This window comes from Streptomyces sp. NPDC030814 (assembly GCF_055572155.1).
Map to the genome: position 1 here is coordinate 16,960 of NZ_JBVIDX010000039.1, position 26,252 is coordinate 43,211.

Here is a 26,252-nt window from a genome sequence, read left to right on the forward strand (position 1 = left end):
CTGCGGCTCGGTTAGCCTGGGCACACGATGAGCGACCGAATGACCGCGCCCTGGGGCGAGTACGCCCTGGCCCGCTTCCCCGAGGACCCTCGTGACCGGCTGCGCGCGTGGGACGCGTCCGACGCGTATCTGCTGCGCCACCTCGCGGCGAGCGGGACGCCGCTGGACGGGACGGTCGTGGTGGTCGGTGACCGCTGGGGCGCGCTGACCACGGCGCTCGCCGGGCACCGGCCGACCCAGATCACCGACTCCTACCTGAGCCGCGAGGCCACCCGGGCGAATCTGACGCGCAACGGGGCCGACCCTCAGACGGTACGGCTGCTCACCACCCAGGAACCTCCTCCGGACCGGATCGACGTGCTGCTCGTGCGGGTTCCCAAGAGCCTGGCGCTCCTGGAGGACCAGTTGCACCGGCTGGCGCCGGCCCTGCACGAGGGGACGGTCGTCGTCGGCACCGGGATGGTCAAGGAGATCCACACCTCGACGCTGAAGCTGTTCGAGCGGATCCTCGGGCCGACCCGCACCTCGCTCGCCGAGCAGAAGGCGCGGCTGATCCTCTGTACGCCGGACGCCGGCGTCATACGGGCCCGCGGGGCCGACCCGTGGCCGTACACCTATCAACTGCCGGATGACATCGGCTCGTTGGCCGGGCGTTCCGTCGTCAGTCACGCGGGGGTGTTCTGCGCCGACCGGCTCGACATCGGCACCCGGTTCTTCCTCGGGCATCTGCCGCGGAGCCGCGGTGGGGGGCGTGTGGTGGATCTGGGGTGCGGCAACGGGGTGGTCGGTACGGCGGTCGCGCTGGCCGACCCGGATGCCGAGGTGGTGTTCGTCGACGAGTCGTACCAGGCGGTGGCCTCGGCGGAGGCGACGTACCGGGCGAACGCCGACGGCAAGGCCGAGTTCCTCGTCGGGGACGGGATGGCGGGATTCGCGCCCGGCAGCGTGGACCTGGTCCTCAACAACCCGCCGTTCCACTCCCACCAGGCGACGACCGACGCCACGGCCTGGCGGATGTTCACCGGGGCGCGGCGTGCGCTGCGGCCGGGCGGCGAGCTGTGGGTCGTCGGGAACCGCCATCTGGGGTATCACGTGAAGCTGCGGCGGATCTTCGGCAACAGCCGGCTTGTGGCCGGCGACGCGAAGTTCGTCGTGCTGAAGGCGGTCAAGCGGGGTTCGTGACGGGGAGGGTGCGCGTCCGTGGTGGTCGGCGGACCGTCACGGGGCGACTCCGCGCAGGGCCCGCGGGGAGGCGCCCAGTTCCCGGCGGCATGCCTTGTTGAAGGCCTGAAGGTCGGGGATGCCTATGGAGGCGGCGACGGCGGGGATGGAGAGGGTCGTGGCGCGCAGCAGATGGTGGGCGCGTTCGAGTCTGCGGCGGCGGATGTAGCCGACGACCGTGCTGCCCGTCTCCGCGCGGAACAGCCGGGTCAGGTGGTTGTGGGAGACACCGGCCGCCCGGGCCACCTCCGGAATGGAGAGCGGCGCCGCGAGGTGGGCCTCGATGTGGGCGATGGCCGTGATGACCGCCGGGTGCGGGCCGGTGTCCGCCGCGGCGGGCGGGGTGAGCTGGGCGACCCGCCACAGGGTGGCCCAGATCTCGGCCCTGGTGCGCTCGGGCTCGCTCGGGGCGGCGGCCACCGCCTGGAGCAACAGGTCCGTCAGGGCCGGGAGTTCAGGGCCTGCGTCCTGGACGACGGGGACCGTGCGGAGCGTGCCCGTCGGGGCGATGCGCAGGTGGGCGTAGAGGTGTTCCGAGCGGCCCCGGTAGCGGTAGCGGACCGTGGTGCCGGGCGGGACGAGGCTGACCCGGCCGGGGCGGATGGCGTGGACGGTGCCGTCGACGGTCAGCTCGGCCTCGTACTGGTAGAGGTGCAGTTGCCACAACTCGGGGAGCCGGAACACGTCCGTGCGCCCGGCCACCCCGTGCACTCCGACTCCGATGCCCGCGACGACGGGCGGCTCACTGAGGTGGATCTCCGTCTCCCGCATGACGGAAAAGTATCAGTGACGACCGTCACATTTCCCGCCCGGGCGACTCGGCCAGCAGGACTTCTCCATGTCACTGCCGGGCGACCCGGCTCACGGGCCGGTCGCGCATCGCCGCCGGTGCCTCACTGCGAGGACCCGGCCAGAACGCCGATCAGGCGTGCCACCGTCTCCGTCATCGCCGTGCGGCCCACCGCCAGGTAGCTGCGGGGGTCCACCGCCTCGGGGCGTGCGGTCAGGAAGTCGCGGATCGCTCCCGTCAGCGCGATGTTGAGGGCGGTGCCGATGTTGACCTTGATGATGCCGCCGGTGACGGCCGCCCGTAGTTCGTCGTCGGGGACGCCCGAGGAGCCGTGCAGGACGAGGGGGACGTCGAGGGCGCCGGAGAGCCGCTTGAGGAGGGTGTGGTCGAGGGCGGCGGTCCGGGTGGTCATGGCGTGCGCGCTGCCGATGGCCACGGCGAGCGCGTCCACACCGGAATCGGCCACGAAGGAGCGGGCCTCGTCGGGGTCGGTGCGGGCGCCGGGGGCATGCGCGTCCAGCGGCGGCAGCCCGTTCTTGCCCCCGACCTGGCCCAACTCGGCCTCGATCCAGAGCCCTCGGGCGTGCGCCCAGTCCACGGCGGCGCGGGTGGCGGCGAGGTTCTCGGCGTACGGCAGGCGCGACGCGTCGTACATCACCGAGCTGAAGCCGGCGTCGGGTGCCCGGCGCAGCAGGTCGTCGCTCTGGATGTGGTCCAGGTGGAGCGCAACGGGCACGGCCGCCCGCTCGGCCACGGCGGTGGCGGCGCGGGCCAGGGGGAGGAGCTCCCCGCCGTGGAACCCGACCGCGTTCTCGCTGACCTGGAGGACGACGGGCGCGTCGACGGACTCGGCGCCAGCGACGACGGCCTCGGCGTGTTCCAGGGTGATGATGTTGAACGCGGCCACGGCGGCGTGCGCGGCGGCCGCCCGCGTGATCAGCTCACCGGTTGTGGCGAGGGGCACAACTCCTCCTGGGCGCTCGGCGGTTGAGGCTGCGAACGCGGGTCACGCAGGCGCGCAGGTCACGCGGTCCGCACGGGTCACGTATACGCATGGGTCAAGCGGTCCGCGTGGACTCCCGGGTCCGCATGGTGACGGGGTCCGCAGGCGGCGATGGGTCCGTGTCGTTCACGCGTCGCGGGCCCGTCACGTGGTCGGGTCGAGGATCACCGAGCGGGTGAGGTGGCGCGGTCGGTCCGGGTCGAGGCCGCGGGCGGCGGCCACGGCGACGGCGAGGCGTTGGGCGCGGACGAGTTCGGCCAGGGGGTCGAGCCGGCCGGCCACCCATGTCCCGCCGGTCCGGCGGACCTGCTCGGCCAGCCCTTCGGGCGCCTCGCCGAACATCCACGTCGCCGTACCCCGTGTGGTGACGCTGATGGGGCCGTGCCGGTACTCCATCGCCGGGTAGGACTCGCTCCACGCCAGCGCCGCCTCGCGCATCTTGAGCGCGGCCTCGTGGGCGAGCCCCACGGTCCAGCCCCGGCCGAGGAAGGTGAACTGCGAGCTGTCGACGGCGCCTTCGGGCAACGGGGTCTCCAGCGCCGTGCGGGCGTCGGTCAGTGACTCGTCGGTGGGGAGACCCAGATGGGCGCGCAGCAGGGTGAGCGCCGTGGTGGCGAAGCGGGTCTGGACGACCGATTTCTCGTCGGCGAAGTCCAGCACGACGAGATCGTCGGCGGCCGTCATCACCGGCGTGTCCGGGTCCGCTGTGATCGCGGTGGTGCGGGTGCGTCCCCGGAGCGCGCCCAGCAGGTCGAGCACCTCGGTGGTGGTGCCGGACCGGGTGAGGGCGACGACGCGGTCGTAGGCACGGCCGTGGGGGAACTCGGAGGCCGCGAAGGCGTCCGTCTCGCCGTGTCCCGCGCGCTCGCGCAGTGCGGCGGCGGTCTGGGCCATGAAGTACGACGTGCCGCAGCCGACGAGCGCCACCCGCTCCCCCGTCGCCGGCAGGGTCCCGGCGCAGGACACCGCTTCGGCGGCGGCGCGGGCCCAGCACTCGGGTTGGCTGTTCAGTTCGTCCTCGACGTGGTTCATGCGGTCACCCTCCCCTGCAGACGACGAGTCCATGCGCGCATGTGCAAGATAGAGCCTTGTTTCGAACATCTTCAAGCATTGAGGCGGTGTCGTCTGCGCTAGGGTCGTGTGAAGATCACGTCCGGACGGAGAGGTGGGGTGCGCCATGTCCCGCGACGCCCGCTGGCAGGCGCTGCTCGAACTGCTCGTGGAGCGGGGGCGGCTCGACGTCGAGGAGGCGGCCGCCGAGCTGGGGGTGTCGGCGGCGACCATCCGGCGCGACTTCGACCAGCTGGCGGAACAGCAGATGCTCGTCCGGACCCGGGGCGGGGCGGTCGTGCACGGGGTCTCGTACGAGCTGCCGCTGCGCTACAAGACGGCCCGGCGTGCCACCGAGAAGCAGCGCATCGCCAAGGCGGTGGCGGATCTGGTCGCGCCCGGTGAGGCGGTGGGCCTGACCGGCGGCACAACCACCACGGAGGTCGCGCGGGCGCTGGCCGCGCGGGGCGATCTGGCGTGCGGGGCGCCCGCGCTGACCGTGGTCACCAACGCGCTGAACATCGCGGGCGAGCTCGCCGTGCGACCCCAGTTCAAGATCGTGGTGACGGGCGGGGTGGCCCGTGCGCAGTCGTACGAGCTCGTCGGGCCGCTCGCGGACGGGGTGCTCGGGCAGATCACCCTGGATGTGGCGGTGCTCGGCGTGGTCGCCTTCGACGTCGTGCACGGTGCGGCCGCGCACGACGAGGCGGAGGCCGCGGTGAACCGGCTGTTGTGCGAGCGCGCGGAGCGGGTCGTCGTCGCGGCCGACTCCAGCAAGCTGGGGCGGCGGGCGTTCGCGTGGATCTGCGCGGCCGGGTCGGTGGACACGCTGGTCACGGACGCGGCGGCGGAGCCGGACACGGTGCGGCGGTTCGAGGAGGCGGGGCTTCGGGTCGTCGTGGTCTGAGTGGGCCGCGGGCGGCCGGCGGAGGCCGGTCGCGCTGCCCGGCCGTCCCGGACGGCCGGGCGGCAGCATCGATCACGCAGCCCGGCACGAACGGCACGGTGTGACGGTCGGTCCTCGACCTGGCCTCTCGGACGGTCCCGGGAGGCGGTCAGTCCCGCAGCCACGGGGCCGGCATGCCGCCGCGTTTCAGTGTGGTGAGGACCAGGGAGACATCCACGGACTGCACGTCGGCGAGCCAGGGGGAACGGGTGACGAAGTGATGGAGCGCCGACTCGTCGGGGAACGCCGTCAGCAGGAGGAACTGGCGTTCCCCTGTGACGAAGCTGGCGTAGCGGACGTGCGCGGACCGCGCGAGGACGGTGCTGACGACCTCCGCCCGTGACGGCGGGGTCCGCAACCAGATGACCGCCTCCACCGGCAGGCCGAGCACGGACGGTTCGAGCACGGCGCGAATGCGGACCCGGCCCGCCCGCCGCAGGGCGCTCAGCCGGCGACGCGCGGTGGCTTCCGACACCCCGGCGAAGCGCGCGAGTTCGTCGTGGGTACGGCGGCCGTCCTCGGCGAGAGCGTGCAGGAGGAGCCGGTCGGCACGGGCGAGTTCGGTCGGTGGTTCGCCCGGCGGCAGCGGGTCGACGGCCGACGGCGTCGCGGGGGCCCCGTCCCGGAGCGCCGCGATCTCGGCGGGAGTGAGCAGACCGGCGTGCCACTCGCGGATGGTGCGGACGTGGCGCAGGACGGGGAAAATGAAGGTCTCCTCCATGCCCGGCAGGCCGGGGAGTTCGTCCATCGCCAGGCCCGCGAGGCGTTCGCGGGGGCAGAGCACCTCCGCGACGCACTGTGGGGTGCCGGTCAGGACGTGCGCGAAGACGCAGTCGGGCCGGCGTGCCAGCGCCGTCGCGGCCAGGCGCTCCCTGCCGGGTGCGCAGCGCACCCCGACGACCGTGCTGCGTCCGCGTACCGCCATGGCGCCGATCCGTACCAGGCCGGACTCCAGCAGCCGGGTTCCCCGGCGGACGACGGTGCGCTCGGGCTCGTCGAGGGCCGCCGCGATGCGGTGCCAGGAGGCCCTGCCGTCGATCTGGAGGGCGCTGATGATGCGGCGGTCCAGTGAATCCGTCACGGGGCCGGTCGGCGGTGAGTCCATCGGACCCACACTATGGCCGATTCCGTCATTTCCGCAGGAGTTGTTGTTCCCTTCCGTCACCATGGCCCAGCCTGCCGTGAAGCGGAACCGCAAGGACCGCATGGCCCCGCCGTCGTACGGGCGCTCCTCCCCAGGGCGTGTGCACGGCCTTCCCCCCTCCCCCGGCACCCGCACCGAGCCGCACGAACCCATGACTCCCGTGACTCCCCGACGTACGGAGATGGTTGACGTGACCGCGACCTCAGGAAGTCCCCCTCGGTCCCCCGCAGCCGGGCCCGCCGACTCCGTGCACACCGGGCGCCCCGCCACTCGGCGGGGTTGGCAGGCCCTGCTCGGGCCCGGCCTGGTACTGGCCGCCACGAGTGTGGGGGCGGGTGACATGGTGACGTCGCTCGCGGGCGCCGCCGGGTACGGGATGGCCCTGATGTGGGCGATCGTCATCGGTGTCGTCCTCAAGTACGCGCTCACCGAGGCGGTGGGCCGGCTGTACCTGGCCACCGGACAGACAGTGATCAGGAGTCTGAGGTCGGCCGCCCGCTGGCTGCCGTGGGCGTTCATCGCGTTCGTCCTGGTCATCGGGCTGCTGTACGGGGCGGCCCTCAGTTCGGTGGCGTCCCTGGCGCTGACCACGCTGTTCCCGGCGCTGCCCCTGCGGCCCGTGGCCGTCGCGATCGCGGTGGTGTCTGCGGCGATCGTGTACGTCGGCCGGTACACCCTGTTCGAGCGAGTGATGAGTTTCTTCATGCTCGCCAAGTTCCTCGGCATGGCCGTGCTGGCGGTGGCCACCCTCGTCGGCGCGGACGATCTGCCCGGTCTGCTCGGCACCCTGCGTCCGAGGCTGCCGGAGGGGGACGTGGTGACCGTGCTCGCGCTGATCGGCGGGGTGGGCGGCACGGCCGGGATCGCGTCGTACAGCTACTGGGTGCGGGAGAAGGGCTGGGCGGACCGGAGCCGACTACGTGTCATGCGGGCCGATTCCGCGGTGAGTTACGCGGTCACCTTCCTCTTCGTGCTGTGCACGACGGTGGTGGGCACGGGCCTGCTGTACGGCACCGGCGGCAGCATCACCGGCGGGGAGGGCCTGGCGGCGCTCGCGGACCCGCTCGGGGCCGACCTGGGTTCGGTGGCGCGGGTGCTGTTCCTGGGGACGTTCTTCCTGGTGACGCTGAGCGCCCTCGTGGGCGGCTTCAACGGCCTGAGCTATCTGCTCGCCGACGCGCTGCGGACGCTGCGGGGCGTCCCGGACGCCGAGGCCGAGCGGCACATCGCCCAGCACAGCCGTCCCTTCCGGGTCTTCGTGCTCTACTGCGCCGTCACCGCGGTCGTCGTGACCTTCCTGGGGCGGCCGGTGCCGCTGGTGCTCACCTACGCCGCCGTCGGCTCGCTGATCCTGCCGTTGCTGTCCGGCGCGCTGCTTGTCCTGCTCAACTGCCGGGTCGTGGACCCGGCGTATCGGAACGGATGCACCTCGAACACGCTGCTGGGCGGCTCCTTCGTCCTCTTCGGCCTGCTCGCCGTCGTCCAGCTCAAGGACTCCCTGGGAGGGGCGTGAACCACCTCGTGAACCACTCCGTCGACCGCTCCGTCGACCACCCGGCGAAGCACTCCGCGTGCCCGCCGGGGGACGTGGCGCCCGTGCCCGACGCGCCTTCCGTGCTCGCCGCGGGACCGGCGTGCGCCGTCGGCCTCGGGGACGACGTGCCGCCCGCCGACGACCTGTGCTTCCGGACCGCCTACGAGCTGACGGTGGCCCTCGCACGTCGCGAGGTGTCCGCGCGGGAGGTGATGGCCGCCCACCTGGAGCGGATCGAGCGCGTCAACCCGACGGTGAACGCCATCGTCACCCTGGACGCCGACCGGGCGCTGGAGCGGGCGGCCGAGGCGGACGAACGCCTGGCGACGGGGCGGCCGGTCGGCCCGCTGCACGGGCTGCCCGTGGCGCACAAGGACCTGCACGACACGGCGGGGCTGCGGACGACATACGGCTCGCCGGTCTTCGCCGACCACGTGCCGGGCCGGGACCATCTCGTCGTCCAGCGGCTGCGGGAGGCCGGTGCCCTCACCCTCGGCAAGACCAACGTCCCGGAACTGGGCCTGGGTTCGCACACCGTGAACCCCGTCTTCGGGGCCACCCGCAACCCGTACGACCTGTCCCGCAGCGCGGGCGGCAGCAGCGGTGGCGCCGGGGCGGCGCTCGCCTGCGGGATGCAGCCCATCGCCGACGGCAGCGACACCGGGGGGTCGCTGCGCAACCCCGCCTCCTTCAACAACGTGGTCGGGCTGCGCCCGTCGCCCGGCCGGGTACCGTCCTGGCCCGACCGGGCGCCGTGGGGTCAGTTGTCGGTGAAGGGGCCGATGGCCCGGACGGTGGCGGACGTCGCGCTCACCATGTCGGTGCTGGCGGGTCCCGATCCGCGCGACCCCCGGTCCCTGGACACGCCCGGTTCCACCTTCGCCTGGCAACTCGGCGGTGACATCGCCGGGTTGCGGGTGGCGTGGTCGCCCGATCTGGGCGGAGCGGTGCCCGTCGATCCGGAGGTACGGGACGCGCTGGCTCCGGCGGCCGAGGTGTTCGCCGCGTTGGGCTGCGAGGTCGAGGAGGCCTGCCCGGACCTGTCGGGCGGGGACGAGGTGTTCCTCGCCCAGCGTGCCTGGCAGGTGGAACTCGTCTACGGGGCGCTGCTCGACGAGCACCGGGAGCGGCTGGCCCCGGACGTGGTGTGGAACATCGAGGAGGGCCGCAGGCTCACCGGTCCGGATCTGGGGCGGGCGCAGGCACTGCACAGCGCGCTCTTCCACCGGGTCCGCGTGTTCTTCGAGAGGTACGACCTGCTGTTGCTGCCGGTCAGCCAGGTCGCGCCGTTCGAGATCGGCCTGACGTACCCGACGGTCGTCGACGGCACCCCGATGGAGACCTACCTCGACTGGATGCGCTCGGCGTACCTGATCTCCGTCACCGGCTGCCCGGCGCTGTCCGTCCCCGCGGGTTTCACGCAGCGGGGGTTGCCGGTGGGGTTGCAGGTGGTGGGCCCGCACCGGCAGGACTGGTCGGTGCTGAAGGCGGGGCACGCCTTCGAGCGGGCGACCCGGGTCGGGGAGCGGCGCCCCCCTGTGGTGGCGGGGCGGGGCGTCCAGGGCTGATGTTCGAGATCCCGCCCGGGCGGCAGGGCGCGACGCGGAGGCGAGGGAAACCGTAGCCGCGTGGACGGCCACGCACCACGTCGGGCCGCCCGGGAGACCGCCGCCCTCAGTGCCCGTGGTCGGCCGAAGCGCCGTGCGTCGTGCCAGCGCCGTTCGGGTCCTCCGGGGCAGCCGCGCCTGGGGCACGGACGGTGAACGCGGCGGTGCGGACCTTCCCTTCGTGCTTGAAGTCGAGGAAGAGGCGGTAGGTGCCGACGCTGGGCGCGGTGGCCGTGAAGGAGATGCCGGGGCCGGGCTCGGTCGCGCCGTCGCCGGGTTCGCCGCCCGGGTGGACGTGCAGGTAGGCGAGGTCACCGGAGCGCAGGGCGACCAGGTGGCCGTAGGCGCCGAGGTAGGGCTGAAGGTCGGTGACGGGGCTGCCGTTCCGGGAGACGGTGAGCTTCAGCTCGCTCGCGGTGCCCGGGCGCAGTCCGCCGTCCAGCTCGACCTCGTATCCCTCGACGGTGGCGGTGGTGTCCGGCTTCGGGAGCCGCTGCGGCTCGTAGCCGCCCGAGGCCGCCAGGTCCGCGCCGAGCGTGAGGTTCTTGGCGCCCTTCCGCGCCGGGGTGAAGTCGGCGAAGACACGGTAACCGCCCGCCCTGGGCAGATCGACGGGGGTGCTCCAGGTGCCGTCGGCCGCGCGGGCGGGGTGCAGGTGGCGGTAGGTCACCAGGTCGCGTGAGGCGACGATGAGGTGCAGTTCCTTGTCGTGCTCGCGCTGGTACGAGGTGACGGCGAGGCCGTCGTCGTCGCGGATGACGAAGCGCAGATCGGTGCGCTTGCCCGCGGTGACGGCCGTGGTGCGCAGGTCGAGGGTGTAGCCGCCCTCGGAGATCTGCAGGCCGCCGGCCGGGGGTGACTCGTGCCGCCCGGCGTGGCCGCCGCCCTCGTCGGGCTTCGGCGACGTCGCGCTGTGCCTGTCGTGGCGCGGCGGCGCGGCATCCGCGACGACGGGCTCGACGCCCCTGCCCACCCCGTAGGCGGTGCCGAAGGTCGCGGCCAGCGCGGCGGCGAACGCGGTGATCCTCAGTCCGGTGTTCATGGCCGTCTCCTCGGAATTCGGAGGTGTCTCGATGCAGCTCACGATACCCCCATGGGGTATACAGTCAAGTGCTCGGGAGAACTTGCGGGAAATACCCCTGGGGGGTATACAGACTGTATTGCCAAGGCACCCCCGGCCCGTATCCGGGGGTCATCGCTCCGCGGGTCCCCTCACATGGGCCCAGCAGCGGCCGACTCCCACGACGTACGAGGAGCAGCAGCCATGACCACCACCGCGCCCGGTGCGACCACCGAGGTCGAGCTCCTGATCGGCGGCATGACCTGCGCCTCCTGCGCGGTGCGTGTCGAGAAGAAGCTGAACCGCATGGACGGCGTCACCGCCACGGTCAACTACGCCACCGAGAAGGCGAAGGTCAGCCACGCCGACGGCATCTCCGTGAGTGATCTGATCGCCACGGTCGAGGCGACCGGCTACACGGCACGGGAGCCGGAGCCACCACGGCCCGACACGCACGAGGAGCGGGAGCCGGTCGACGACGAACTGCGAACGCTCGGACAGCGGTTGGTCACGGCGGTCGTGCTGGCCGTCCCCGTGATCGCGATGGCCATGGTTCCCGCGCTCCAGTTCGAGTACTGGCAGTGGCTGTCGCTGACGCTGGCGGCGCCCGTGGTGACCTATGCGGGGTGGCCGTTCCACCGGGCGGCCTGGACGAACGCCCGGCACGGCGCCGCCACCATGGACACCCTCATCTCCATCGGCACGCTGGCCGCGTTCGGCTGGTCGCTGTGGGCGCTGTTCCTCGGGACGGCGGGCACACCGGGGATGACCCACCCCTTCGAGCTGACCATCGCCCGTGGCGACGGCTCGGGAAGCATCTATCTGGAGGCAGCGGCCGGGGTGACGGCGTTCATCCTGGCAGGGCGGTACTTCGAGGCCCGCTCCAAGCGGAAGGCGGGCGCCGCCCTGCGCGCCCTGCTGGAACTGGGCGCGAAGGACGTCACCCTGCTACACCCCGACGGTAGCGAACGGACCGTGCCCACCGCCGAGTTGACGGTCGGCGACCGCTTCCTCGTGCGCCCGGGCGAGAAGATCGCCACGGACGGCACAGTGATCGAGGGCTCCTCCGCGGTGGACGCGTCCATGCTCACCGGCGAGTCCGTGCCGATGGAGGTCTCCCCCGGCGACTCGGTCACCGGGGCCACCGTGAACGCGGGCGGCCGTCTCGTCGTCGAGGCCACCCGGGTCGGTGCCGACACCCAGCTCTCCCGGATGGCCAGGCTGGTCGAGGACGCACAGAACGGGAAGGCCGCGGCCCAGCGGCTCGCCGACCGGATCTCCGCCGTGTTCGTCCCGGTCGTGATCGCCCTTGCCCTGGGCACCCTGGGCTTCTGGCTCGGCAACGGCGCGTCGCTCACGGCCGCGTTCACCGCCGCCGTCGCCGTACTGATCATCGCCTGCCCCTGCGCCCTGGGCCTGGCCACACCGACCGCCCTGCTGGTCGGCACAGGACGCGGCGCCCAGCTGGGCATCCTGATCAAGGGCCCCGAGGTGCTGGAGTCCACCCGCAGGGCCGACACCGTCGTCCTCGACAAGACGGGCACCGTCACCACCGGCCGGATGACCCTGCTGGCCGTCCACACCGCGGACGGCACGGACGAGGCCGATGTCCTGCGGCTGGCGGGCGCCCTGGAGCACTCCTCCGAGCACCCGATCGCCCGTGCCGTCGCCGTCGGCGCGCTGGAGAAGCTCGGCTCGCTGCCCATACCGGAGGACTTCGCGAACGCACCCGGCCTCGGCGTCCAGGGAGTCGTCGACGGCCACGCCGTCCTCGTCGGCCGGGAGCGGCTGCTGGCCGAGTGGACGCTGGAGCTGCCCGAGGAGCTCCGGCGGGCCGGCGCGGGGGCCGAGGCGGCCGGGCGTACGGCCGTGGCGGTCGCCTGGGACGGCGAGGCACGGGCGGTACTGGAGGTCGCCGACGCGGTGAAGGAGACCAGCGCCGAGGCGATCGCCGGGCTGCGCGAGCTCGGCCTCACTCCGATCCTGCTCACCGGCGACAACAGGGCCGTGGCCGAGTCGGTCGCCCGTGAGGTCGGTATCGCCGCCGAGGACGTCATCGCCGAGGTAATGCCCGAGGACAAGGTCGACGTCGTCAAACGGCTCCAGGCCGAGGGCCGTTCGGTCGCGATGGTCGGCGACGGCGTCAACGACGCGGCCGCGCTCGCCCAGGCCGACCTGGGGCTGGCCATGGGCACCGGCACGGACGCGGCGATCGAGGCCGGCGACCTCACCCTCGTCCGGGGCGATCTGCGCGCCGCGGTCGACGCCATCCGTCTCGCCCGCCGGACCCTGGGCACGATCCGGTCCAACCTGTTCTGGGCGTTCGCCTACAACGTGGCCGCCCTGCCGCTCGCCGCGGCCGGCCTGCTCAACCCGATGATCGCGGGAGCCGCCATGGCGTTCTCGTCGGTGTTCGTCGTGGGCAACTCCCTGCGTCTGCGCAGGTTCATGGCCGCCGACCGGGGGTGAGGGAGGCCGGTGGGTCCAGGGCCGCCGACCGGGGGTGAGGGAGGCCGGTGGCTCCCACCACGCACACGCCTCGCCGGGCGGCCCCGTCTCACCCGTCCCGGCGGGGCGCGACGTCATGGCGCGCCACTGTCCGGCCGGCCTGGAAAAGGGCGGCACAGGCCCGCGGCCGACTCGGCGCACCGCGACCGCCCCTCGCCGAAAGTGGCGGCGAACGCCGCCCCCGATCCACCCCGGTTCGGATATCCCGGCTAAATCGATGAGCGCCTCCCGGCCCACTCCTCCGACACAACGGGACGGTCACGCGAACGCTTCACGGAGGGTGTACCGACGAACACCATTGATGACGAGACGGACTTCACACCTCCGGACCTTGACCCGCCTATTCCCTTGAGATTATCGAGGCGCTGTCGGCGCACATCCGTCGCTCACGCCACAAGAAATCTTTCGAGAAGGCCGGTGAGTAATTCCTGGCGGAAAAGGGATCCCTCCTGAAGGCGGAACGAAGGGGCGCGCCCGGGAGCGGACCGATCCGTTTCGGTCGGCGGTCGTAGTGCTTGCGCAGCGAAGCGAGAAGCGTGGACCCGGCGCCCCCAAAGCGCAGTTCATCACTCCGGTCACGCTGATGGTCCGGTGACGCAGAGCTACCGAGGCCAGGTGGGCAAGCCCTCACTCTCCACCCGGCGGCGCCGCTCATCGGCCGGCGACGGCGCTCAGGGCCCCCGTGATGGATTCCGCGGCGTCTCGGCGTGAAGCTTCTTCTCATCGGTGCCACCGGCGCCCTCGGCACGGCCGTGCACAAGACGCTGACCAGCCGCGGTCATGAAGGCCTCACCGTGGAACGCTGCGGCGGTGACCTGTGCTGCGATGTCACCGACCCGGCGCAGCGCTGGTGCGGCAAGGCATATCCCGCATCGCCGAGCACGGCTCCCCTCACCCTCCTACCGGCCTGCTGGCCCGCGTGGCCATCCCCACCGGCGCCGCGGCCTCCAGGCCAACGGCTCGGTGAAGGCGTTCGTCCGCGCCACCGCCATCGCCACCGAGATCGCCCCGCAGCGCATCAACGCGATCAGACCCACCGTCTCCACCGAGAGCCTCGCCGACTACGGCGGCTGCGGCGACTACTTGCCCGGCATGGCTCCGGTCGACCTCGCCGACGTCGTGCAGGCATACCTCGGCTCCGTCGAGAGCGCCCAGACGGGCAGGTCTACGCCGTGCAGACCGGGTGGTAGTCCCGCCCCTGAACTCCCGTGACGACATCAGATTCGTGGGCGGCCGCCCACCTCGCCGACTTCCCGCTCTCTTCCTCGGGCTTCCCACAGCCCTTGCGCCCGTGATGGCGCGCCCGTGACTGGCGCGCCCCTCACCCGCTCGCCCAGCCATGCCGGCCCCGCGCCCGCGCCGCCGCCCGCTCCGGCCCTCCCCACCCACCCACACACGCGGCGCGTCGTGCCGAGCAGCGACCTCACCCGGCTCGGACTCGCCATCACGCCTTCTTCGCCCTGGACGGATTCGTCTTCGCCGGATGGGTCGTCCGGATTCCCGCCGTGGACGAGCAGACGGGCGCGTCGCCCGGAGCGCTGGGGCCGGCCCTGCTGGGCGTGTCCGCCGGAGCGGTGGTCACGATGATGCTGACGGGACGGCTGTGCCGCCGCTTCGGCAGCCATCCCTGACGGTCGCCGACGCGGACCTGGTGTCGCTGAGCGTGGCTCTGCCGCCACTGACCCAACTCGGCAGTCGCGCTGGGCGCCGTCCTGCTGATCTTCGGCGCGGCCTTCGGCGGGATCAACGTCGCCTCACCAGTGCTGCCACGGACCTGGTGGCCGCACTGCGGCGGCCCGTCATGCCGAGCTTCCACGCCGCTTTCAGCCTCGGCGGCATGGTCGGGACGGCCCTATGGGCGGGCTGGTCTCGGGATCGCTGTCCGCGACCCGTCATCTGCTCGGCATCACCGTGATCGGCCTGCTGCTGACCGCCGCCGCGGGACGCACCCTGCTGCGCCACGACCCCCCGGCGCCGCCCGAACGTCTGGCCACCCCCGCGGACGGCACACCCGCCGAGTCGAACGGCCCTCGCGGCCCCGAAGGCGGCCACGGCCGTTCGAGCACCGCGGCCTCGTGGTCGTCTTCGGCCTGATCGCCCTGTGCACGGCGTACGGCGAGGGCGCGCCGGCCGACTGGGGCGCCCTGCACCTGGAAGAGGACCTGGACGCCTCCCCCGGCGTCGCGGCGGTCGGCTACTCCTGCTGCGCGTTCGCCATGACCATCGGGCGGCTGACCGGCACGACCCTGCTCGAACGCCTGGGCAGGACCCGCGTGCTCGTGGTCGGTGGCGCCACCGCCACGGCCGGCATACTGCTCGGCTCCCTCGCTCCGTCGGTGCGGGCGACGCTGCGCGGCTTCGCGATCACCGGTCTGGGCCTCGCCGACGTCTTCCCCGTAGCCATCGAGCGCGTCGGCGCCCTCGCCGGGCCGACGGGGTGGCCCCCGCCTCCACGCTCGGTTACCACGGCATGCTCCTCGGCCCGCCCGCGATCGGCTTCATGGCCGAATGGCACTCCCTTCCCGCCGCGCCCACCAGCGTCGCGGCACTCACCGTGTTCGCCTCCGCCATCGCGTTCGTCACACGCCACGCAACGCCGAAATGACCACTCACCGTTGCCATTTGACGCCTCGCGGTGCAAGTAGAAATTGCCGACAAGATGAGGCAACCATTCAGTCGTTCGATTCGTATAACTCCCTGGAGGCACAGCGACCCGGCCGAGCAGAGTGCGGCCGGAGCGTCACCATCCGTTTTTCCGGATGGTCCCGAACCAAGGAGAAACGATGCGACTGTTCGTACTCAACTACGCTCGCACCAGTGAGCAGTTGGAGTTCAGCGCTCCGTACACCTACGACTCCGGGCTGCAGTTGAACGTGCTCCCCGACGGGCGGATCGCCGCCCACGATCAGGCTCTGATGCGGGAATTGGGGGCCACCACGTCCACGGCGGGCTCGAAGACACACTTCGACGACTGAACGCGGATTACCACAGATGACGGTGCTGATCCTGACGTGCGAACAGGATGTGACGGCAGACCTGGTGGTGGCCCGACTGAACACGACCGGTGTACCGGTGGTCCGCCTGGACCCTGCCGACCTGCCCGGTGGTGTCGCGCTCTCCGGTGAGTACGTCCACGGCGCCTTCCGCGGACATCTGTCCGCCGGGGGGCGCCTGGTCAGCATGAGCGGGCTGCGGTCGATCTGGCTGCGCAGGCCGGGAGTTCCCGCCAGCCGGGTGGCCGAGCCGTCCGGCTGGCTGACCGAGGAGTCCTCGCAGGCCCTGTACGGCATGCTGCGCGCCACGGGCGCCCGGTGGATGAACGACCCGGACGCGGCCCGGCGCGCCCGCCACAAGCCCTGGCAGCTCCGGCACGCCCAGCAGGTCGGGCTGCCCGTGCCGGCCACGCTCATCACCACCTTCCCGCAGGCCGCCCGGGACTTCGCCGAGCGCTTCCCGGACCTGGTGGTGAAGCCGGTATCCGGCACCCACCCGCAGGAACCGCCCAGGACGGTCCCCACCACCCGTGTCGCGCCCGGCACGGACTTCTCCGCGGTCGCCTTCGGTCCGACGCTGCTGCAACGCCGGATCGCCAAGAGCGCGGACGTCCGCCTCACCGCGGTCGGCGACCACATGCTGGCCGCCCGTAAGCCGGTCCACCCGGACGCCCACCCCGACGAGGTGGACGTCCGCTACGCCGTCTCCGACGCCCCCTGGCAGCCGGTCGACGTACCGGCCCGCACGGCCACCGCCGTACGCGCCTACCTCCGTGACGCGGGACTCGCCTACGGAGCCTTCGACTTCGCGGAGGACGCCGACGGAATCTGGTGGTTCCTGGAGTGCAACCAGTCGGGCCAGTTCGGCTTCGTGGAGATGGACACCGGCCAGCCGATCGCCGAGAGCGTCGCCGACTGGCTCACCCACCGGAAACCGGAGCGGGAGGCCCACCGGGAGGATCGGCTACGGGCGACACCCTGACAGCAGACAGCAGCCCTCTGTCGGCTGACGGCGAACCCGCGATATCGGCCCTCCTTCGACCACACTCCATCCGGCAGACTCACGCCATGGACACTGCCGAGCACATGAGAACGCTGGACGAGGAGGGCCGACTGCTGGCCGCGGCCGCACGGGAGGCCGGCACCGGCGCCGAGGTCCCGACCTGCCCCGGCTGGCGGGTACGGGACCTGCTGCGGCACACGGGGACCGTGCACCGGTGGGCGGCGGGCTTCGTCGCCGACGGACACCCCGCGCCGCGTCCGCCCGGGGCGGAGCCCGACCTGGACGGGGAGTCCCTCCTCGCCTGGTACGAGGAGGGGCACCGCGGACTGGTCGACACCCTGCGTGCCGCCCCGGCCGACGTCGCGTGCTGGAGCTTCCTGTCCGCGCCGTCCCCGCTGGCCTTCTGGGCCCGCCGCCAGGCCCATGAGACGACCGTGCACCGCGCCGACGCGGAATCCGCGCTCGGCGGCGCGCCCACCGAACCGGCGCCGGCCCTCGCCGTCGACGGCATCGACGAACTGCTGCTCGCCTTCCACACCCGCCCGAAGAGCCGGGTACGCACCGACAAGCCCCGCGTCCTGCGGGTAAGGGCGACGGACACGGACGTCGTCTGGACCATGCGCCTGACCCAGGAACCGCCCGTCACCGCCCGCACCGAAGCGTCCGCCGTCCAGGACGCGGAGGCGGACTCGGACACGGACTGCGAGATCGCGGGCCCGGCGGCACAGCTGTACCTCTCCCTCTGGAACCGGCTGCCGTTCCCGTCCGTCACGGGCGACCCCTCACTCGCCGCACTGTGGCGGGAGAACTCAGGCATCGTCATGGGTTAGGGCTCTGCCTTCAGCCCAGCCAGCCCGGCCGTACCAGCCCTGACTCGTAGGCCAGCACGACGAGTTGAGCCCGGTCACGGGCGCCCAGTTTGACCATGGTGCGGCTGACATGGGTCTTGGCGGTCAACGGGCTGACGACGAGGCGCCGGGCGATCTCGTCGTTCGTCAGGCCGATACCGACGAGGGCCATCACCTCCCTCTCCCGCTCGGTGAGCCGGGCGAGGGAGGCCGCGGCCGCGGGCTCCTTGGAGCGGGCCGCGAACTCCGAGATCAACCTCCGCGTGACACCGGGCGAGAGCAACGCGTCACCGTCGACCGCCGCCCGCACCGCGCGGACCAGTTCCTCCGGCTCGGTGTCCTTCACCAGGAAACCCGACGCTCCGGAACGGATCGCCTCGAAGACGTACTCGTCGAGTTCGAAGGTGGTCAGCATGACGACCTTGACCCCTTCGAGCCCCTTGTCGTCGGTGATGCGCCGGGTCGCCCCCAGTCCGTCCAGCAGAGGCATGCGGATGTCCATCAGGACCACATCGGGCCGCAGTTCGCGTGCCTTCCGCAGTGCCTCCTCGCCGTCGGCGGCCTCCCCGGTCACCTCGATGTCGGGTTGCGCGTCGAGCAGGGCCTTGAACCCCGCCCGCACCAAGGACTGGTCGTCGGCGAGCAGTACGCGGATCACCGGTCCTCCTCGGTCTCGCGGGGCGCCCTCACCGGCAGTACGGCGAGTACCCGGAACCCCCCGTCGGCGCGCGGCCCCGCCTCGATCGTCCCACCCAGCGCCGCGGCCCGCTCCCGCATCCCGACGAGTCCGTTCCCGCTGCCACCGGCGTCGGTGCCGGTCGCGGGCCCGTCGTCGTCGATCCTCAACCGCAGCTCACCGCCCGCGTGATCGAGGCGCACGCGCGCGTGCCGCGCTCCGGAGTGCCGTACGACGTTGGTGAGGGCCTCCTGGACGATCCGGAACGCGGCCAGGTCGGTGCCCGGCGGCAGGACGGGCGCCTCGCCCTCGACGTCGACGATCAGACCCGCGTCCGCCGCCTGCGCGACGAGTTCGGGGAGCCGGGCGAGCCCTGGCGCGGGGTCGCGTGGCGCGTCGCCGGGCGTCCGGAGGGTGCCGAGGACCTGGCGTACCTCGCCCAGTGCCTCCTTGCTGGCCGCCTTGATGGTGGTGAGCGCGGAACGCGCCTGTTCCGGGTCGGAGTCCAGGAGGGCGAGGCCGACGCCCGCCTGCACATTGATCACCGAGATGCTGTGGGCGAGGACGTCGTGCAGTTCGCGGGCGATCCGCAGCCGTTCCTCGTCCGCGCGCCGCCGGGCGGCCTGAGCCCGCTCGGCCCGTTCGCGGGCCCACTGCTCACGCCGCACCCGTGCCAGCTCCGAGAGCGCGAGGATCGCCACGCCCCAGGCCACGACGACACCCTCCTGGCCCCAGCTCGCGGCAGCGTCCCCGCCGGGTGGCAGCCACTCGTAAAGCCAGTGCGCCACCAGGACGTGCCCTGCCCACAGCGCGCCCATCGCCGTCCAGGCGGCCTCGCGGTGCCCGGCGACGACCGCGCTGAAGCAGCCCACGGCGACGGTGAGGAAGACCGGCCCGTACGGGTAGCCGGCGCCAAGGTAGACCATGGCGGTCGCGGCCGTCCCGAAGGCGACGAGAACCGGCCGCCGCCAACGCCACAGCAACATGAGGGCGCCCAGCAGCAGCAGGACGCGGGCGAACGGGTCCAGGAGGGCGCGCTCGCCTTGCTGCATGTCGGCTGCGGCGTTCGAGCCGACCAGCACGAAGACGGTCAACGCCAGGGTGGAGCGCCAGGGCCAGCGGGGTCGCGACGCGTCACCGTCCGGGCGGTTCCACCACGGCGGCTCCCTGTGCCACCGGTGCCGGGACACCCCGCCCCGCCCTGGGGAACCGCCCGCCTCCGCACCCTGCTCTGCCATGACGGCCACGCTAGTGCTGTGACCCGACCTGGGCGTCACCCGAGCGAGGTGATCACACCTACTCCCCGAGAAGTACGCCGTACCGTCCCGACCGGCGGAGGTTGGGAACTGCTCAGGGTTGACTGCGCACAAGCACGTTCCACCCCATATGAGTGAGTGCCCGGGCTGCTTCCCTCAGGCCTGCCCGTCGCCAGGCTGCGGGCCCGGCTGGTGTCGATGGCCGCCCAACTCGGCATCACCGTCGTCGCCGTCGACCCCGCCTACACCAGCCGCTGGGGCGCCCGGCACTGGAAGAAGCCCCTCACCAGCACGAACCGCAACACCACCCGCCACGACACGGCCGCCGTGGCGATCGGCAGGCGCGCCCTCGGACACCCGGTCCGGCGACGGACGGCACCGCCCTCGCACGACCGGAGTGATCGTGCGGGGCATCGGACCGTCCAGGCCCCACCGGGTGTCCGGGGGCGTGAGGGACCCCGCCCCCGTGTTCCCGGACCACGGACACGATCCGTGCCGCCCGGACGCGGAGCGAAAGCGGGCGACCAGGACACCCCACACCGTTCGGGGCGTCCGGCTGAGCATGAGTTCTGGCAACAGGACTCACTCCCGGTCAGTCTTTAGGAGCGGTTTCTGCGCCGCGACGACGGACTCCCCGGGGTGCCTCAACGCTCCGTCGCGCCGGACTACGGATACACGAGGCCCACGTGATGGGCGAGCCGGCCCGCCGCATGGCGGAAGAATGTGCCCCGGTCCTCGACCACCTGGTGGAACTGCCCGAACACCTCGAAGCTGACCAGCCCGAACAGCTGCGCCCACGCCTCGATCAGCACCACGACCACCTCCGGCGGCAGATCGGGGGCGAGATCCTCGGCCATGCGTCGCGCCTCTGACCGTAGCTCGGCGGGCAGCTTCGCCTGGGCGACGCCCCTGCCCTGGTGGGCGTCCCGCACGATCCCGATCAGCAGCAGCCCGACCCGCGCAGCGGCCGGCACCGTCGTGGCGGGCGCGGTGTAGCCGGGCACGGGCGAGCCGTAGATCAACGCGTACTCGTGCGGCCGCGCCAACGCCCACTCCCGCACCGCCTCGCACACCGCGACCCACTGGCACGTCGGGCTCTCGCCCCTGACCTTGGCGTACGCGGCCTCGGCGGCTTCACCGAGGGAGTCATAGGCGTCGATGATCAGCGCGGTGAGCAGGTCGTCACGGCTCGGGAAGTACCGGTACAGCGCCGAGGAGACCATGCCCAGCTCGCGGGCGACGGCGCGCAGCGACAGCTTGGCCGCGCCCTCGGCGGCGAGCTGTCTGCGCGCCTCGTCCTTGATCGCGGCGGTGACTTCAGTCCGGGCGCGGGCACGGGCTCCTTGTGTGGTGCTCATGGGCAGCAGTGTGCCACAGCGGCAGAGCACTGCCCACAATCAAGAGCAGTGAGCACAAACAAGAGCGATGAGCGCAAAAAAGAGCAGTGCTCTTGCTTCGAAGCACCCCTCTCGTGCACACTGCTCTAAAGCGAGAGCAGTGCTCTCTAATTCGCTCGCCGACGTGAACCGGCACAGTCCGAACTCTGGAGGGACCCATGTCATCGACCCACTACATCAAGGTCAGCCCCGTCGACCGCGCCGTCAACAGCCTCATCGGCTGGCTCGCCCGCCGAGGTGTCAGCCTCGTGGGTACGGCCGAGCTCTCCGTGCGCGGCCGCAAGAGCGGCGAGTGGCGGCGCCTGCCGGTCAACCCGCTGCCGTATGACGGCGGCCCGTACCTCGTATCGGCGCGCGGCCACTCCGAGTGGGTCCGGAACATGCGGGCAGCGGGCGGCGGCCGGCTCCAGGTGGGGCGCCGTGTGCAGGAGTTCACGGCGGTCGAGCTGCCCGACGAGGAGAAGCCGGTGATCCTGCGGACCTATCTCAAGAAGTGGGGCTGGGAGGTGGGCCGCTTCTTCGGTGACGTCACCGCCGACTCCACCGACGAGGAACTCCTCGCCGCCGCCCCGAAGCACCCCGTCTTCCGGATCACCGTCAAGAAGTGACCGGCCGAGGCGCCGACCGGGACCACCGAGCCGCCCCCGGCCACGAATCCCCCGTCCCTGCCCACGCCCAGCTCCAGCCCCAGCCTCGGCCCCAGCCCGCCTAACGGTCGAAGGCCGTCAGTGCGCGCTGGGCGATCGGGTGGGTGCGGACGATCTCGCCCAGGGACGTCGAGCCGCGCGTGATGCCGACGAAGGCACGCCACGCGGGCCGGAAGCCGGTGAGCGCCGCGTGGAACAGGCCGGGCCGCCGCTCGAAGGCGATCAGCAGCCGCTTTCCGACGCTCATCTCGACGCCGAGGCCGGCCTTCACGGCGAACGCGTAGTTCAGCGCCTGCCGCCGGGTGTCCACCGCGTCGTGTGCCTCGGCGATACGGACCGCCCACTCCCCCGCGAGCCGCCCCGAGCGCAACGCGAACGAGATCCCCTCGCGCGTCCACGGCTCCAGCAGTCCCGCCGCGTCCCCGCACACCAGCACCCGTCCCCGGGACAGCGGCGAGTCGTCGGCGCGGCAGCGCGTCAAGTGCCCGGAGGAGATGCTGGGTTCGAAGCCGGCGAGACCGAGCCGTCCGATGAAGTCCTCCAAGTACCGCTTCGTGGCGGCGCCTTCACCGCGCGCGGAGATGACGCCCACCGTCAGCGTGTCGCCCTTGGGGAAGACCCAGCCGTAACTGCCGGGCATGGGGCCCCAGTCGATCAGGACGCGTCCCTTCCAGTCCTCGGCGACGGTCTCCGGGACGGGGATCTCCGCCTCCAGGCCGAGGTCGACCTGGTCCAGCTTCACACCGACGTGCGCCCCTATGCGGCTGGCGCTGCCGTCGGCGCCGACCACGGCCCGTGCCAGGAGCGTCTCGCCGCCCTGGAGGACGACGGCGACCGTGCGCCGGTCCGGTACGGCCGAGCCGTGCTGCTCGACGCGGGTGACCGTGACGCCCGTACGCAGTTCGGCACCTGCCTTCTGCGCGTGCTCGACGAGTTGCTGGTCGAACTCGGGCCGGTTGATGAGCCCGAAGAGCATCTGCTTGGACTTGCGCGTACGGGAGTAGCGGCCGTCGAGGGAGAAGGTGACCGCGTGCACGCGGTCCTTGAAGGGCAGTTCGAAGCCGGGCGGCAGCGCGTCGCGCGAGGGGCCGATGATGCCGCCGCCGCAGGTCTTGTACCGGGGCAGTTCGGCCTTCTCCAGCAACAGGACGCTGCGTCCCGCGACCGCCGCCGCGTAGGCGGCCGAAGCCCCCGCGGGGCCCGCGCCCACCACGACCACGTCCCACACCCGCTGCACGCCGTCCGCCGAAGAGTTCTCGCTGCTCACGATGGTCTACTGCTCCCGATCCAGCCGCCTGCCGCACCTGTCCCCCGCATCCTACGGCGGTCGTCACCCAGGGTCGTTGTGGGAGGATCGGCAGCGCGTGCGCCCTACACCGATACACCGGGTCCGCGCGTACGCACGCACACCCACAGAAGCACAACGTCGCACCCACGAGGAGCGTGCCCATGTCGTCGAACCCGGTCGCCGAGACCGTCGCCTCGCTGATGCCCAGGGCGAAGGAGGAGCTCACCGAGCTGGTGGCCTTCAAGTCGGTGGCGGACTTCGACCAGTTCCCGAGGAGCGAGAGCGAGGGCGCGGCGCGCTGGGTCGCGGACGCGCTGCGCGCCGAGGGCTTCCAGGACGTGGCCCTGCTCGACACCCCGGACGGCACCCAGTCCGTGTACGGCTGTCTGCCGGGGCCGGAGGGCGCGAAGACGGTCCTGCTGTACGCGCACTACGACGTGCAGCCGCCGCTGGACGAGACCGCCTGGCTCTCGCCGCCGTTCGAGCTGACCGAGCGCGACGGGCGCTGGTACGGGCGCGGTGCCGCCGACTGCAAGGGTGGCGTGATCATGCATCTGCTGGCGCTGCGGGCACTCAAGGCGAACGGCGGCGTCCCGGTCACCGTCAAGCTGATCGCCGAGGGGTCGGAGGAGATGGGCACCGGCGGTCTCCAGCAGTACGCCGAACAGCACCCCGAGTTGCTCGCGGCCGACACCGTCGTCATCGGCGACGCCGGCAACTTCCGCGCAGGGCTGCCGACGGTCACCGCGTCCCTGCGCGGCATGATCCTCATGCGGGTCCGGATCGACGCCCTGGAGGGCAATCTGCACTCCGGCCAGTTCGGTGGCGCGGCGCCCGACGCGCTGGCCGCGCTGATCCGCGTCCTGGACTCGCTGCGCTCCGCCGACGGCACGACGACGGTCGACGGGCTCACGGGCGAGGGCACCTGGGACGGCCTGCAGTACGACGACGAGCGGTTCCGTCAGGACGCCAAGGTGCTCGACGGAGTGGAGCTGGTCGGCTCCGGCACCGTCGCCGACCGGATCTGGGCCCGTCCCGCGGCCACCGTGCTCGGCATCGACGCCCCTCCGGTGGTCGGGGCGACCCCGTCGATCCAGGCGAGCGCCCGCGCACTGATCGGACTGCGCGTCCCGCCGGGCGTGGACGTCCAGGAGGCGATGAAGCTGCTGGAGGCCCATCTCGTGGCGCACACCCCGTGGGGTGCCCGGGTGAGCTGCGAGCCGATCGGCCACGGGCAGGCGTTCCGCGCCGACACCTCCAGCCCGGCGTACGAGGCGATGGCGGCGGCCATGGCCGTCGCCTACCCGGGCCATGAGATGCAGTACGCGGGCCACGGCGGCTCCATCCCGTTGTGCAACACCCTCGCCGCCCTCTACCCGCGGGCCGAGATCCTGCTCATCGGCCTCAGCGAGCCCGAGGCGCAGATCCACGCGGTGAACGAGAGCGTGTCACCGGACGAGCTGGAGCGCATGGCGGTGACGGAGGCACTGTTCCTGACGAACTACGCGGCGAGCTGAGCGGACGAGGCACCCCCGGTAGGCACCCCCGGCGCGGCATGGCGCCCACCCGGGGGCACGGGACGCGTCTTCAGGTACCCGGCACGGCAGGGGCGGCCGTCACACGGGCGCTCCCGCCTCCAGGTACAGCGCAGCGCCCCGCTCCCGGGCCCGCAGTGCCCATCGCAGGCGCGCGTAGCGGACCGGCGGCAGCAGGTCCGCTGCCTCCTCCTCCGTGACGAAGCGCCAGTCGCGCAGCTCGGGGCCGGGCAGTACGGGCCGCTGGGACCCTGCCGCATCGAGGCGGCCGCCGTCGAAGAGGAGGCGCAGTCCCCCGTAGCCGGGGGGCGAGGGGGACTCCCAGTCGACGACGAGCAGCCGGGGTGTCTCGTCGAGGTGTATGCCTGTCTCCTCGACGACCTCGCGCATGCCCGCGCGGGCCGGCGCCTCGCCGGGCTCCACGACACCGCCGGGGAACTCCCAGCCGGGCTTGTAGGTCGGGTCGACGAGCAGGACCCGGTCGTCGTCGTCGAACATCAGCACTCCGGCGGCCACGGTCTCCGCGGTCGGCTCGGGGGTCTGCACGATGTCGCACGCGGGTATGTTCCCGTCGCGTACGGCGTCGGCGATGCGCCGTGCGGTCTCGTACGGAGTGAGGGCGCTCGTGTCGACGAGGTGGGCGTCGGCGGTGAGCCATCCGCCGAGGGCGGCGCGGTAGGGCGCGATGTGGTCGTACGCCCATTGCCGCATCCGCATCTCGCCGTCGGGGAGGTCCGGCGGTATGTCCCGCCCTGCTATGCGCTCCCGCAGTATCGTTTCGGCCGGTGCCAGGAGCAGATGCCGGACGGGTATGCGGCGGGCGGCGAGGCCGCCGAAGATCTCGTCGCGGTACTCCTGGCGGAGCAGGGTCATGGGGACCACGAGGGTGCCGCCCAGTTCGGCGAGCAGCGCGGCGGCGGTGTCGACCACCAGCCGCCGCCAGGTCGGCAGGTCCTGGAAGTCACCGACCTCGGCGAGGCGCTTGGCCGGCAGCATGTGCGTCAGTGCGCCGCCGATGACCTCGGGGTCGAAGAGCGTGCTGTTCGGGATCAGGTCGATCAGTTCCCGTGCGGTGGTGGTCTTCCCCGCACCGAACGCACCGTTGATCCAGACGATCACGGTTCCCCCTCTTCTGTTGACCCCCTGAGGCTTGCCCTCCACCACACCAAGGAAACCAGCCGCTGAGGAGGAGGTGAAATACACGGTGGCGGGTTCCCCACCGCGTGGGAACCCGCCACCGTGTCGTGCGAGGCGGATGGGAATCTCCGCCGATGTCGGCGCAGGCGTCAGCGCCCCTTGACGGCCTTGCCGTGCTGGCCCGAGGCACCTCCCAGTGCGTCGTCGCCGACCGCCAGGCCCTCTTCGGCGGCCGTCCCGCCTACCGAGTCGAGGGTTCCCTCGACGTCCAGTTCGCTCAGCCCGTCGGCCTTGCCGAGGGCGTCGGCGGCCTCGAGACCGTGCGACGGCGTGATGGCCGCGACGACGAAACCGGTGGCGAGGGAGGCGATGGCGAGCATGCTGCGCTTCTTCATGCCCGCTCAACGCGGGAGGGCGGTACGGGGTCACGGTCACCCCGGAGTTTCGCCCGGGCGAACGCACGCCGGCCAGGACCCCCGCGAGTGGATCACTCCGGCCGTCGCCGCCGTCCCCCAGGGGACCCGGCACGTTTTTGCAGCAGGTCCCATGGACGCCGCCCCAGCCACCGGATGCCGGGCCACCGGCCCGCACTCGGCCGCCGACGCAGCA

Annotated in this window: 22 protein-coding genes and 2 pseudogenes; 13 read left to right on the forward strand and 11 right to left on the reverse strand. The window is 72.3% G+C overall.

The window, feature by feature from the left end:
* Positions 1 to 27: 27 nt before the first annotated feature.
* The gene (locus tag ACZ43N_RS40355) at positions 28 to 1,182 is read left to right on the forward strand and encodes a methyltransferase (RefSeq protein ID WP_468104516.1); all 1,155 of its coding nucleotides are present in this window, start codon (positions 28 to 30) and stop codon (positions 1,180 to 1,182) included.
* A gap of 36 nt (positions 1,183 to 1,218) precedes the next feature.
* Here the strand turns inward: ACZ43N_RS40355 and ACZ43N_RS40360 are convergent, their stop codons facing one another.
* From ACZ43N_RS40360 to ACZ43N_RS40370, 3 genes are all read right to left on the reverse strand, one after another.
* A complete protein-coding gene (locus ACZ43N_RS40360) occupies positions 1,219 to 1,992 on the reverse strand; it encodes an AraC family transcriptional regulator (protein WP_468104518.1) in 774 nt (257 codons plus the stop codon).
* Positions 1,993 to 2,114: 122 nt separating this feature from the next.
* Positions 2,115 to 2,975: a class II fructose-bisphosphate aldolase gene (locus tag ACZ43N_RS40365; protein ID WP_468104519.1), complete on the reverse strand. Its 861-nt coding sequence runs from the start codon at positions 2,973 to 2,975 to the stop codon at positions 2,115 to 2,117.
* Between the two features lie 183 nt (positions 2,976 to 3,158).
* Complete coding sequence (locus ACZ43N_RS40370; RefSeq protein WP_468104521.1) at positions 3,159 to 4,046, reverse strand: SIS domain-containing protein; 888 nt, start codon at positions 4,044 to 4,046, stop codon at positions 3,159 to 3,161.
* Positions 4,047 to 4,191: 145 nt separating this feature from the next.
* On the opposite strand from ACZ43N_RS40370, the gene ACZ43N_RS40375 reads away from it, so the two are divergent.
* Positions 4,192 to 4,971, forward strand: coding sequence for a DeoR/GlpR family DNA-binding transcription regulator (locus ACZ43N_RS40375; RefSeq protein ID WP_468104523.1), 780 nt, complete (start codon positions 4,192 to 4,194; stop codon positions 4,969 to 4,971).
* Between the two features lie 148 nt (positions 4,972 to 5,119).
* On the opposite strand, the gene ACZ43N_RS40380 is transcribed toward ACZ43N_RS40375, so the two are convergent.
* Entirely contained in the window at positions 5,120 to 6,115 is a 996-nt protein-coding gene (locus tag ACZ43N_RS40380) for an Lrp/AsnC family transcriptional regulator (RefSeq protein WP_468104525.1), read from the reverse strand.
* Positions 6,116 to 6,335: 220 nt separating this feature from the next.
* On the opposite strand from ACZ43N_RS40380, the gene ACZ43N_RS40385 reads away from it, so the two are divergent.
* Together ACZ43N_RS40385 and ACZ43N_RS40390 are read left to right on the forward strand one after the other, a co-directional pair.
* The gene (locus tag ACZ43N_RS40385) at positions 6,336 to 7,667 is read left to right on the forward strand and encodes an Nramp family divalent metal transporter (RefSeq protein WP_468104527.1); all 1,332 of its coding nucleotides are present in this window, start codon (positions 6,336 to 6,338) and stop codon (positions 7,665 to 7,667) included.
* A gap of 146 nt (positions 7,668 to 7,813) precedes the next feature.
* Positions 7,814 to 9,256 (forward strand): amidase, encoded by a 1,443-nt coding sequence (locus ACZ43N_RS40390; protein WP_468104558.1) that lies wholly within the window; start codon positions 7,814 to 7,816, stop codon positions 9,254 to 9,256.
* A gap of 106 nt (positions 9,257 to 9,362) precedes the next feature.
* Here the strand turns inward: ACZ43N_RS40390 and ACZ43N_RS40395 are convergent, their stop codons facing one another.
* Positions 9,363 to 10,337, reverse strand: coding sequence for a hypothetical protein (locus tag ACZ43N_RS40395; RefSeq protein ID WP_468104529.1), 975 nt, complete (start codon positions 10,335 to 10,337; stop codon positions 9,363 to 9,365).
* A 222-nt stretch (positions 10,338 to 10,559) separates the two neighbouring features.
* Between ACZ43N_RS40395 and ACZ43N_RS40400 the strand changes: the two genes are divergently transcribed.
* The 6 genes and pseudogenes from ACZ43N_RS40400 to ACZ43N_RS40425 all read left to right on the forward strand — a co-directional run bounded on the left by ACZ43N_RS40400 (position 10,560) and on the right by ACZ43N_RS40425 (position 17,689).
* Positions 10,560 to 12,824, forward strand: a complete 2,265-nt coding sequence (locus ACZ43N_RS40400; RefSeq protein ID WP_468104531.1) for a heavy metal translocating P-type ATPase — start codon at positions 10,560 to 10,562, stop codon at positions 12,822 to 12,824.
* A gap of 1,002 nt (positions 12,825 to 13,826) precedes the next feature.
* The gene (locus tag ACZ43N_RS40405; protein ID WP_468104532.1) at positions 13,827 to 14,075 is read left to right on the forward strand and encodes a hypothetical protein; all 249 of its coding nucleotides are present in this window, start codon (positions 13,827 to 13,829) and stop codon (positions 14,073 to 14,075) included.
* 195 nt (positions 14,076 to 14,270) lie between these two features.
* Positions 14,271 to 15,468, forward strand: a pseudogene (locus ACZ43N_RS40410) (MFS transporter).
* A 178-nt stretch (positions 15,469 to 15,646) separates the two neighbouring features.
* A complete protein-coding gene (gene tgmA, locus ACZ43N_RS40415; protein ID WP_468104534.1) occupies positions 15,647 to 15,838 on the forward strand; it encodes a putative ATP-grasp-modified RiPP in 192 nt (63 codons plus the stop codon).
* A 16-nt stretch (positions 15,839 to 15,854) separates the two neighbouring features.
* Positions 15,855 to 16,838, forward strand: coding sequence for an ATP-grasp ribosomal peptide maturase (gene tgmB / locus ACZ43N_RS40420; RefSeq protein WP_468104536.1), 984 nt, complete (start codon positions 15,855 to 15,857; stop codon positions 16,836 to 16,838).
* A gap of 86 nt (positions 16,839 to 16,924) precedes the next feature.
* Positions 16,925 to 17,689, forward strand: a complete 765-nt coding sequence (locus ACZ43N_RS40425) for a maleylpyruvate isomerase family mycothiol-dependent enzyme (protein ID WP_468104538.1) — start codon at positions 16,925 to 16,927, stop codon at positions 17,687 to 17,689.
* A 10-nt stretch (positions 17,690 to 17,699) separates the two neighbouring features.
* Here the strand turns inward: ACZ43N_RS40425 and ACZ43N_RS40430 are convergent, their stop codons facing one another.
* Entirely contained in the window at positions 17,700 to 18,365 is a 666-nt protein-coding gene (locus tag ACZ43N_RS40430; RefSeq protein ID WP_468104540.1) for a response regulator, read from the reverse strand.
* On the reverse strand, positions 18,362 to 19,621 hold the full coding sequence (locus tag ACZ43N_RS40435) for a sensor histidine kinase (RefSeq protein WP_468104541.1): 1,260 nt from the start codon (positions 19,619 to 19,621) through the stop codon (positions 18,362 to 18,364). Before ACZ43N_RS40435 ends, ACZ43N_RS40430 begins: the two co-directional genes overlap by 4 nt.
* A gap of 168 nt (positions 19,622 to 19,789) precedes the next feature.
* Between ACZ43N_RS40435 and ACZ43N_RS40440 the strand changes: the two are divergent.
* A pseudogene (locus ACZ43N_RS40440) lies at positions 19,790 to 20,242 on the forward strand (IS200/IS605 family accessory protein TnpB-related protein); the annotation flags it as partial.
* A gap of 62 nt (positions 20,243 to 20,304) precedes the next feature.
* Here the strand turns inward: ACZ43N_RS40440 and ACZ43N_RS40445 are convergent.
* Positions 20,305 to 20,997: a TetR/AcrR family transcriptional regulator gene (locus tag ACZ43N_RS40445; protein ID WP_468104543.1), complete on the reverse strand. Its 693-nt coding sequence runs from the start codon at positions 20,995 to 20,997 to the stop codon at positions 20,305 to 20,307.
* Positions 20,998 to 21,194: 197 nt separating this feature from the next.
* On the opposite strand from ACZ43N_RS40445, the gene ACZ43N_RS40450 reads away from it, so the two are divergent.
* The gene (locus ACZ43N_RS40450; RefSeq protein ID WP_468104544.1) at positions 21,195 to 21,644 is read left to right on the forward strand and encodes a nitroreductase family deazaflavin-dependent oxidoreductase; all 450 of its coding nucleotides are present in this window, start codon (positions 21,195 to 21,197) and stop codon (positions 21,642 to 21,644) included.
* A gap of 100 nt (positions 21,645 to 21,744) precedes the next feature.
* Here the strand turns inward: ACZ43N_RS40450 and ACZ43N_RS40455 are convergent, their stop codons facing one another.
* A complete protein-coding gene (locus ACZ43N_RS40455; protein WP_468104545.1) occupies positions 21,745 to 22,950 on the reverse strand; it encodes a geranylgeranyl reductase family protein in 1,206 nt (401 codons plus the stop codon).
* 182 nt (positions 22,951 to 23,132) lie between these two features.
* On the opposite strand from ACZ43N_RS40455, the gene ACZ43N_RS40460 reads away from it, so the two are divergent.
* Complete coding sequence (locus ACZ43N_RS40460) at positions 23,133 to 24,488, forward strand: M20/M25/M40 family metallo-hydrolase (protein WP_468104546.1); 1,356 nt, start codon at positions 23,133 to 23,135, stop codon at positions 24,486 to 24,488.
* Between the two features lie 99 nt (positions 24,489 to 24,587).
* Here ACZ43N_RS40460 and ACZ43N_RS40465 read toward each other — a convergent pair whose 3' ends face one another.
* Positions 24,588 to 25,625, reverse strand: coding sequence for an NUDIX hydrolase (locus ACZ43N_RS40465; protein WP_468104547.1), 1,038 nt, complete (start codon positions 25,623 to 25,625; stop codon positions 24,588 to 24,590).
* A 167-nt stretch (positions 25,626 to 25,792) separates the two neighbouring features.
* The gene (locus ACZ43N_RS40470) at positions 25,793 to 26,038 is read right to left on the reverse strand and encodes a hypothetical protein (protein WP_468104548.1); all 246 of its coding nucleotides are present in this window, start codon (positions 26,036 to 26,038) and stop codon (positions 25,793 to 25,795) included.
* Positions 26,039 to 26,252 lie beyond the last annotated feature (214 nt).

Excerpts from the sequence above, each read along its gene's own strand:
- ACZ43N_RS40385 (WP_468104527.1), top strand. The coding sequence starts at position 6,336 with ATGGTTGACGTGACCGCGACCTCAGGAAGTCCCCCTCGGTCCCCCGCA.
- ACZ43N_RS40445 (WP_468104543.1), bottom strand. The coding sequence starts at position 20,997 with ATGAGCACCACACAAGGAGCCCGTGCCCGCGCCCGGACTGAAGTCACC.
- ACZ43N_RS40395 (WP_468104529.1), bottom strand. The coding sequence starts at position 10,337 with ATGAACACCGGACTGAGGATCACCGCGTTCGCCGCCGCGCTGGCCGCG.
- ACZ43N_RS40360 (WP_468104518.1), bottom strand. The coding sequence starts at position 1,992 with ATGCGGGAGACGGAGATCCACCTCAGTGAGCCGCCCGTCGTCGCGGGC.
- ACZ43N_RS40400 (WP_468104531.1), top strand. The coding sequence starts at position 10,560 with ATGACCACCACCGCGCCCGGTGCGACCACCGAGGTCGAGCTCCTGATC.
- ACZ43N_RS40450 (WP_468104544.1), top strand. The coding sequence starts at position 21,195 with ATGTCATCGACCCACTACATCAAGGTCAGCCCCGTCGACCGCGCCGTC.
- ACZ43N_RS40425 (WP_468104538.1), top strand. The coding sequence starts at position 16,925 with ATGGACACTGCCGAGCACATGAGAACGCTGGACGAGGAGGGCCGACTG.
- ACZ43N_RS40435 (WP_468104541.1), bottom strand. The coding sequence starts at position 19,621 with ATGGCAGAGCAGGGTGCGGAGGCGGGCGGTTCCCCAGGGCGGGGCGGG.
- ACZ43N_RS40370 (WP_468104521.1), bottom strand. The coding sequence starts at position 4,046 with ATGAACCACGTCGAGGACGAACTGAACAGCCAACCCGAGTGCTGGGCC.
- tgmB (WP_468104536.1), top strand. The coding sequence starts at position 15,855 with ATGACGGTGCTGATCCTGACGTGCGAACAGGATGTGACGGCAGACCTG.
- ACZ43N_RS40460 (WP_468104546.1), top strand. The coding sequence starts at position 23,133 with ATGTCGTCGAACCCGGTCGCCGAGACCGTCGCCTCGCTGATGCCCAGG.
- tgmA (WP_468104534.1), top strand. The coding sequence starts at position 15,647 with ATGCGACTGTTCGTACTCAACTACGCTCGCACCAGTGAGCAGTTGGAG.
- ACZ43N_RS40355 (WP_468104516.1), top strand. The coding sequence starts at position 28 with ATGAGCGACCGAATGACCGCGCCCTGGGGCGAGTACGCCCTGGCCCGC.
- ACZ43N_RS40470 (WP_468104548.1), bottom strand. The coding sequence starts at position 26,038 with ATGAAGAAGCGCAGCATGCTCGCCATCGCCTCCCTCGCCACCGGTTTC.
- ACZ43N_RS40380 (WP_468104525.1), bottom strand. The coding sequence starts at position 6,115 with ATGGACTCACCGCCGACCGGCCCCGTGACGGATTCACTGGACCGCCGC.
- ACZ43N_RS40375 (WP_468104523.1), top strand. The coding sequence starts at position 4,192 with ATGTCCCGCGACGCCCGCTGGCAGGCGCTGCTCGAACTGCTCGTGGAG.